Annotated in this window: 6 protein-coding genes, 1 tRNA gene and 2 rRNA genes; 8 read left to right on the forward strand and 1 reads right to left on the reverse strand. The window is 41.1% G+C overall.

The annotated features are described in order from the left end of the window. The 7 genes from LH47_RS13840 to tsaD all read left to right on the forward strand — a co-directional run. Nucleotides 1-284 (forward strand): 23S ribosomal RNA (locus tag LH47_RS13840); the annotation flags it as partial. A 98-nt stretch (nt 285-382) separates the two neighbouring features. Then, nucleotides 383-499 (forward strand): 5S ribosomal RNA (gene rrf, locus LH47_RS13845). Between the two features lie 42 nt (nt 500-541). Further along, nucleotides 542-618 (forward strand) — tRNA-Met (locus LH47_RS13850). Between the two features lie 156 nt (nt 619-774). Next, nucleotides 775-1,248 (forward strand): tRNA (adenosine(37)-N6)-threonylcarbamoyltransferase complex ATPase subunit type 1 TsaE, encoded by a 474-nt coding sequence (gene tsaE, locus LH47_RS13855; protein ID WP_043968508.1) that lies wholly within the window; start codon nt 775-777, stop codon nt 1,246-1,248. Next, nucleotides 1,229-1,930 (forward strand): tRNA (adenosine(37)-N6)-threonylcarbamoyltransferase complex dimerization subunit type 1 TsaB, encoded by a 702-nt coding sequence (gene tsaB / locus LH47_RS13860; RefSeq protein WP_043968510.1) that lies wholly within the window; start codon nt 1,229-1,231, stop codon nt 1,928-1,930. Before tsaE ends, tsaB begins: the two co-directional genes overlap by 20 nt. Further along, complete coding sequence (gene rimI, locus LH47_RS13865; RefSeq protein ID WP_084221352.1) at nt 1,931-2,374, forward strand: ribosomal protein S18-alanine N-acetyltransferase; 444 nt, start codon at nt 1,931-1,933, stop codon at nt 2,372-2,374. It abuts the gene before it with no gap. Further along, nucleotides 2,371-3,384 (forward strand): tRNA (adenosine(37)-N6)-threonylcarbamoyltransferase complex transferase subunit TsaD, encoded by a 1,014-nt coding sequence (gene tsaD, locus LH47_RS13870; protein WP_043968519.1) that lies wholly within the window; start codon nt 2,371-2,373, stop codon nt 3,382-3,384. Before rimI ends, tsaD begins: the two co-directional genes overlap by 4 nt. 314 nt (nt 3,385-3,698) lie before the next feature. Here tsaD and LH47_RS13875 read toward each other — a convergent pair whose 3' ends face one another. Beyond that, nucleotides 3,699-5,594: an ABC-F family ATP-binding cassette domain-containing protein gene (locus LH47_RS13875; RefSeq protein WP_043968512.1), complete on the reverse strand. Its 1,896-nt coding sequence runs from the start codon at nt 5,592-5,594 to the stop codon at nt 3,699-3,701. A 227-nt stretch (nt 5,595-5,821) separates the two neighbouring features. Here LH47_RS13875 and LH47_RS13880 point away from each other — a divergent pair, with 227 nt between their 5' ends. Next, nucleotides 5,822-6,442, forward strand: a complete 621-nt coding sequence (locus tag LH47_RS13880) for a redox-sensing transcriptional repressor Rex (protein WP_043968515.1) — start codon at nt 5,822-5,824, stop codon at nt 6,440-6,442. Nucleotides 6,443-6,735: the final 293 nt, after the last annotated feature.

Here is a 6,735-nt window from a genome sequence, read left to right on the forward strand (position 1 = left end):
CGTCGCGGGCGTAGGAAATTTGAGAGGAGCTGTCCTTAGTACGAGAGGACCGGGATGGACGCACCGCTGGTGTACCAGTTGTTCCGCCAGGAGCACAGCTGGGTAGCTATGTGCGGAAGGGATAAGCGCTGAAAGCATCTAAGCGTGAAGCCCCCCTCAAGATGAGATTTCCCATCGCGTCAAGCGAGTAAGATCCCTTGAAGATGACAAGGTAGATAGGTCCGAGGTGGAAGCGTGGCGACACGTGCAGCTGACGGATACTAATCGATCGAGGACTTAACTAAGCACACGAGAAAAGCGTAGGCGACTGTTTAGTCCTGTTATCTAGTTTTGAAGGAATAATCCTTCACGCCTCACATGGCGCGATGAAAAAGCATGTTTGCTCGGTGACGATGGCGGAGAGGTCACACCCGTTCCCATCCCGAACACGGAAGTTAAGCTCTCCAGCGCCGATGGTAGTTGGCGGGACACCGCCTGCGAGAGTAGGACGTTGCCGGGCATTATTGTATTTATCGAGAAAGTATATTTCTATTCCAATCATCGCGGGGTGGAGCAGCCAGGTAGCTCGTCGGGCTCATAACCCGAAGGTCGCAGGTTCAAATCCTGCCCCCGCAACCAACCAATGAAACGAAACGATATAAGTTTCGTGTTTTTTTATGCCTTTTTTGCTTTATGTTTTGTTTTCGTGTACACTTATATGTGTAGCATTTCCTTAGGAGAGCGATCCTAAGGTCTTTTTTGTATGTTGATTTTATTTAATTAGGGGAATGAACGATGAAAACATATGAATATGTATCACATCATCCTGAGGATACGCTCGCATTAGCAATGAAACTTGCTCGGTACGTTCAACCACAAGACGTTATTACGTTAGAAGGTGATTTAGGAGCAGGAAAAACAACGTTTACAAAAGGACTAGCAAAAGGATTAGGAATTAACCGCAATGTCAGTAGCCCGACTTTTAATATTATTAAACAATACGAAGGACGTCTCCCTTTGTATCATATGGATGTATATCGTTTAGCAGAAAGTGAAGAAGATTTAGGTTTTGATGAATATTTTTTCGGTGATGGTGTAACAGTTGTTGAGTGGGCGCATGTCATTGAGCCATATTTACCGACTGAACGTTTACATATTACTATTCGCCATGCTGATGGAGAAAGTCGAATTATTCACTTTTCTCCAATTGGTCAACGTTACGAACAGTTATGTAAGGAGATTTTTAGCGATGAAAGTGTTAGCCATTGATACATCGACATTTGTTATGGGGATCGCTGTTGTTGATGGACAAATTGTTAAAGGGGAAATCATTACAAATTTGAAAAAAAATCATTCAATTCGAGTGATGCCTGCGATTGAGGCACTACTTCAACAATGTGACATGAGTCCAAAAGATCTTGAACGGATTGTTGTTGCGAAAGGTCCTGGATCATATACAGGTGTTCGCATTGGGGTGACAATTGCTAAAACGCTTGCTTGGACGCTAGACATTCCGCTTGTCGGCGTATCAAGTTTAGAAGTGATGGCAGCAAGCGCAAAATATTTTCAAGGTCTCGTTGTTCCGTTAATGGACGCTCGGCGAGGACAAATTTATACAGGTCTTTACAAAGTCGAAGGAGATCACGTGCAATCGATCGTAGCTGATCAAGTCATTTTAGCTACAGAGTGGGCAAATGAATTAAAAGCATATAATGAACCGATTTTACTAGTTGGAAACGATAGTTCGCTACATGAAGCAACATTTGTTGAAACGCTAGATCGTGTTCAACTAGCTCCAGCAACACTTCACAATCCGCGCCCAAGTGAGCTCGCGTGGTTAGGGATAAATCGCGAGCCGGAAGACATTCATACATTTGTGCCAAACTATATTCGTTTAGCAGAGGCGGAAGCGAATTGGCTTGCTCGTCAGCAAGAAAGGACGGAATGTTAAGTGGATGTTTCTTTTCGGTTTATGACGCTTCAAGATCTCGATCGCATTGTGGAAATCGAACAACTTTCATTTACGCTCCCATGGAGCCGTTCTTCCTTTTATCAAGAGTTGACAAGTAATCCGTATGCCCGTTACATTGTGATGGAGCATAATGGACAAATTATTGGTTATTGTGGCATGTGGTTAGTGATGGATGAAGCACATATTACAAACATTGCGGTATTGTCGGAATTTCGTGGTAAAAAACTCGGAGAATCGCTAATGAAACAGGCGATGTCGTTAGCGAGAGAGGAAGGGGCTCAAACGATGACATTGGAAGTGCGGGTGTCGAATACTGTTGCACAATCATTGTATCGAAAGCTCGGCTTTTTAAATGGCGGTATTCGTAAGCGATACTATTCAGATAACCAAGAAGATGCATTAGTAATGTGGGTGAAATTATGAGTGAAAAAGATATATTTGTGCTTGGAATTGAGACAAGCTGTGATGAAACAGCAGCTGCAATTGTGAAAAATGGACGTGAAATTGTAGCTAACGTTGTTGCCTCACAAATGGAAAGTCATCAACGATTTGGTGGAGTCGTTCCTGAAATTGCATCGCGTCACCATGTTGAGCAAATTACGCTCGTGTTAGAAGAAACGATGAAGCAGGCAAATATGAATGTTAGCGAAATTGATGCGATTGCGGTAACAGAAGGTCCGGGATTAGTTGGAGCGCTATTGATTGGCGTGAATGCTGCGAAAGCATTAGCTTTTGCGCATCGCATTCCTCTTGTCGGCGTGCATCATATCGCAGGGCACATTTATGCGAATCAACTTGTACAAGACATGAAATTTCCGCTATTAGCTCTTGTTGTGTCAGGAGGGCATACGGAGCTCATTTATATGAAAGAGCATGGAGTGTTTGAAGTCATTGGTGAGACGCGAGACGATGCGGCTGGGGAAGCGTATGACAAAGTTGCACGCGCGTTACAGCTACCTTATCCGGGAGGACCTCACATTGATCGTTTGGCGAAACAAGGAAAACCGACTATTGATTTGCCTCGTGCATGGTTGGAGGAAGGTTCGTATGACTTTAGTTTTAGTGGATTAAAGTCAGCCGTCATTAATACGTTGCACAATGCAAAACAGCGTGGAGAGACGATTCAGCCGGAAGATATGGCAGCAAGTTTTCAGGCAAGTGTTGTCGAAGTATTAGTAGGAAAAACGATACAAGCAGCTGCGCATTACGACGTGAAACAAATATTGCTAGCTGGTGGCGTTGCAGCAAATGAAGGATTGCGCACACAATTGCAAAAACAAGTTGAGCAACTACCAGAGGTGGAACTTGTCATTCCGCCATTGTCCCTTTGTACAGATAACGCAGCGATGATTGCGGCAGCTGGAACAGTATTATTTCAACAAGGAAAGCGTGCTACTATGGCGTTAAATGCGAACCCAAGTTTACTGTTATAGCAGGAGGGTGTCCCAAAAGTGAAGGGGCACTCCTTTTTTTATAACTATATACGCGCGAAACAACTTGACATGATGCGAAGAAAACTTAGTCACATTTTGTGGATTATGTTATCCACATACATGTGGATAATGTGGAAAACGTGTACTATATGTTATTTTATCATAACGAGTTAACCACAAAGAAATAGACAAATCTTTTGGTGATATTGTGGATAATGTGGAAAAGTACGTGAATAACTTATATTTAGGTGTTTTTTCTGTGGATATGTTTGTGTAAAAAGATGAGCTAGTCCACAAATGGAGCTAGCTCATCATTATTGTTGTAAAAGTTCCCATTGTTCGAATAACTCATCAAATTTTTGTTTTAGTTCTGCGATTTTTGCTTGTGTATGTCGGGCTTTCTCGTAGTCATTGTAACAGGAAGGATCGTATAGTTGTTGTTCATACGTTGCAATTTGTTGCTCGAGTTGCTCCATCTCTGTCTCTAGCTGCTCTATTTTTCTTTTTCGTTGTCTCTCTAATTTTTTTCGTTCTTTTTCTTCTTCATACGAACGTTTTAGTGACGATGATTTGCCCGTTGTCGTCTCTTGATCGATTTGTCCAAGTTCGAGTAGTTCTGCTTTTTTCGCCACGTAATAATCATAGTCGCCTAAATATTCAACAAGACCATCTGTGGATAACTCGTATATTTTTGTTGCGATTTTGTTAATAAAATAACGGTCGTGGGAAACGAATATAATGGTTCCAGGGTATTCAATAAGCGCTTGTTCGAGCACTTCTTTGCTGTCTAAATCTAAATGGTTTGTCGGCTCGTCTAATACTAATACGTTGGCTTTTTTCATCATCAGTTTGGCGAGAGCGAGCCTAGCTTTTTCACCACCGCTTAATGTTTGCACAGGTTTCAATACATCGTCACCAGAAAATAAAAAGTTTCCGAGAATCGTGCGAATTTCTTTTTCCGTCTTTAATCGATCTTCATCCCATAGTTCATCGATAACACGTTTGTTCGATGTTAATTGTGCTTGTTCTTGATCATAATAGCCAATTTGTACATTTGTTCCGTAACGGAGCTCCCCATGTTTTGCAGGGAGTTGTTTGATAATCGTTTTTAAAAGAGTCGATTTTCCAATTCCATTTGGTCCAATGAGTGCGATGCTATCACCACGAGTGACGCGGAATGATAGGTTTGTTGCAATGATGTGATCATAACCAATGGCTAAATCGGTAGCTGTTAGCACGTCGTTTCCGCTTGGGCGTTCGATTTCGAAGCGAAACGATGCCGATTTTTCATCACCGGGCGGCTTTTCAATGATATTCATTTTTTCTAATTGTTTTCTTCTGCTTTGTGCTCGCTTTGTCGTCGATGCACGAGCAATATTTCGTTGAATAAAATCTTTTAATTTCGAAATTTCTTCTTGTTGTTTTTCATACAGTTTCAGTTGTTGTTCAAATTGTTCCGCCCGTTGTTGTAAATAACTTGTATAGTTTCCAACGTATTTTTTTATTTTCGTGCGTGATAGTTCATACACTTGTGTCACGATTTGATCAAGAAAATAGCGGTCGTGTGAGACGATGAGAATGGCTCCATCATAATTTTTTAAATATTGTTCAAGCCATTGTAATGTTTCCATATCTAAATGGTTCGTTGGTTCGTCTAAAATTAACAAATCTGGTTTAGCAAGAAGCAGTTTGCCGAGCGCTAATCGTGTTCGCTGTCCACCGCTTAATGTGGATATTTTTGTTGTGTAGTCATACTGAGAAAAGCGGAGACCATGAAGCACAGAACGAATATCTGCTTCATATTGATAGCCGCCTTTTTCTTTAAATTCCGTTTGTAAACGGTCGTAATGTTCAAGTAAGCGCTCATAGTCGGCACCGTGTAAGCTCATTTGTTGCTCTAGGTCACGCAATTGTTTTTCCATTTGTTGAAGCGGGGCAAACACATCGAGCATTTCTTCCCAAATGGAGCGATGGGCGTGCAAACCAGTATATTGGTCTAAGTAACCAATTGTTACGTGTTTCGGTTTGATCACTTCCCCTGTGTCATACGACAATTGGCCGGCAATGATTTTTAGTAATGTCGATTTTCCTGCACCATTTCTTCCAACTAACGCAATACGGTCTTTTTCTTGTATTTCAAGCTTAATGTCTGATAAAACTTGTTCTGCCCCATATGATTTGGATAGTTGATTTACTTGTAAAATGATCATCATTTTTCACCTCAATCTTCTTTTGATAGTGTAACGTACTTTCTTGATGTTCGGCAACACTAGTGTACGAATAACAAATTTGACAAAAATAATAATAAAGGTTACAAAGGAAAGACAGAATGAACAAAATAGTGTATAGTTTAAAAGTGGGGAGAACTTTTCAGACGTATAGGAGAGAAAAATGAAAGCGCTAACTATTTGTGAAAAGAAATGTGGGGGATTGACTCGTGAATAATGAACAACCAAAAATTCCGCAGGCGACCGCAAAGCGACTACCGTTGTATTATCGTTTTTTGAAAAACTTGCATGCATCAGGAAAGCAGCGTGTATCTTCAGCGGAGTTAAGTGAAGCCGTAAAAGTCGATTCAGCAACGATTCGCCGTGATTTTTCATACTTTGGTGCGCTTGGAAAAAAAGGATACGGTTATAATGTGAATTATTTGCTGTCGTTTTTCAGAAAAACGTTGGATCAAGATGAAACGACAGAAGTAGCGTTGTTTGGGGTTGGTAATTTAGGAACGGCATTTTTGAACTACAATTTTAGCAAAAACAATAATACGAAAATCGTGATGGCGTTCGATGTAGATCCAGATAAAGTCGGAACGGAAGTAGGTGGCGTTCCCGTTTATCATTTAGATGAATTGGAAGAAAAACTAGGTGGGATTACGGTAGCGATTTTAACCGTTCCAGCCCAAGTTGCCCAACCGATTACTGATCGGCTTGTCCAAAAAGGCATTAAAGGAATTTTAAACTTCACGCCTGCTCGCCTGCATGTGCCTGAACACATTCGCGTTCATCATATTGATTTAGCGGTCGAATTACAGTCACTTGTTTACTTTTTAACCTGAATCCGTGATGAATTGAAATTGACTTTGATTTTGTTGTAATTTTTATGGATGTATAATCCATAAAACCCTTTTTGTGCTTATGACCTATGTCATCTCTATTTCTGAAAATGAAACAAATCTCTTTTTTGGGTGTGCAAACCAAAAAAATAGACAAAAAAGCACAGGGAGTGACGTTGGACATCAATATTCGAACATTTGTTCTTTACCTTACCTCTCTCCATTTCTGATAGACATTCAGCAGGAATTCGCTATACCCACTCCTTCGCGTCAGTTTCATCCAGATCTGTCGCGAT

Origin of the sequence: Anoxybacillus thermarum (assembly GCF_000836725.1) — a bacterium.
GTDB classification, from domain to species: domain Bacteria; phylum Bacillota; class Bacilli; order Bacillales; family Anoxybacillaceae; genus Anoxybacillus; species Anoxybacillus thermarum.

What these genes read in the sequence shown, in the direction of transcription:
- LH47_RS13875 (WP_043968512.1), bottom strand. Translation starts at nt 5,594, where the DNA reads ATGATCATTTTACAAGTAAATCAACTATCCAAATCATATGGGGCAGAA.
- tsaD (WP_043968519.1), top strand. Translation starts at nt 2,371, where the DNA reads ATGAGTGAAAAAGATATATTTGTGCTTGGAATTGAGACAAGCTGTGAT.
- tsaB (WP_043968510.1), top strand. Translation starts at nt 1,229, where the DNA reads ATGAAAGTGTTAGCCATTGATACATCGACATTTGTTATGGGGATCGCT.
- tsaE (WP_043968508.1), top strand. Translation starts at nt 775, where the DNA reads ATGAAAACATATGAATATGTATCACATCATCCTGAGGATACGCTCGCA.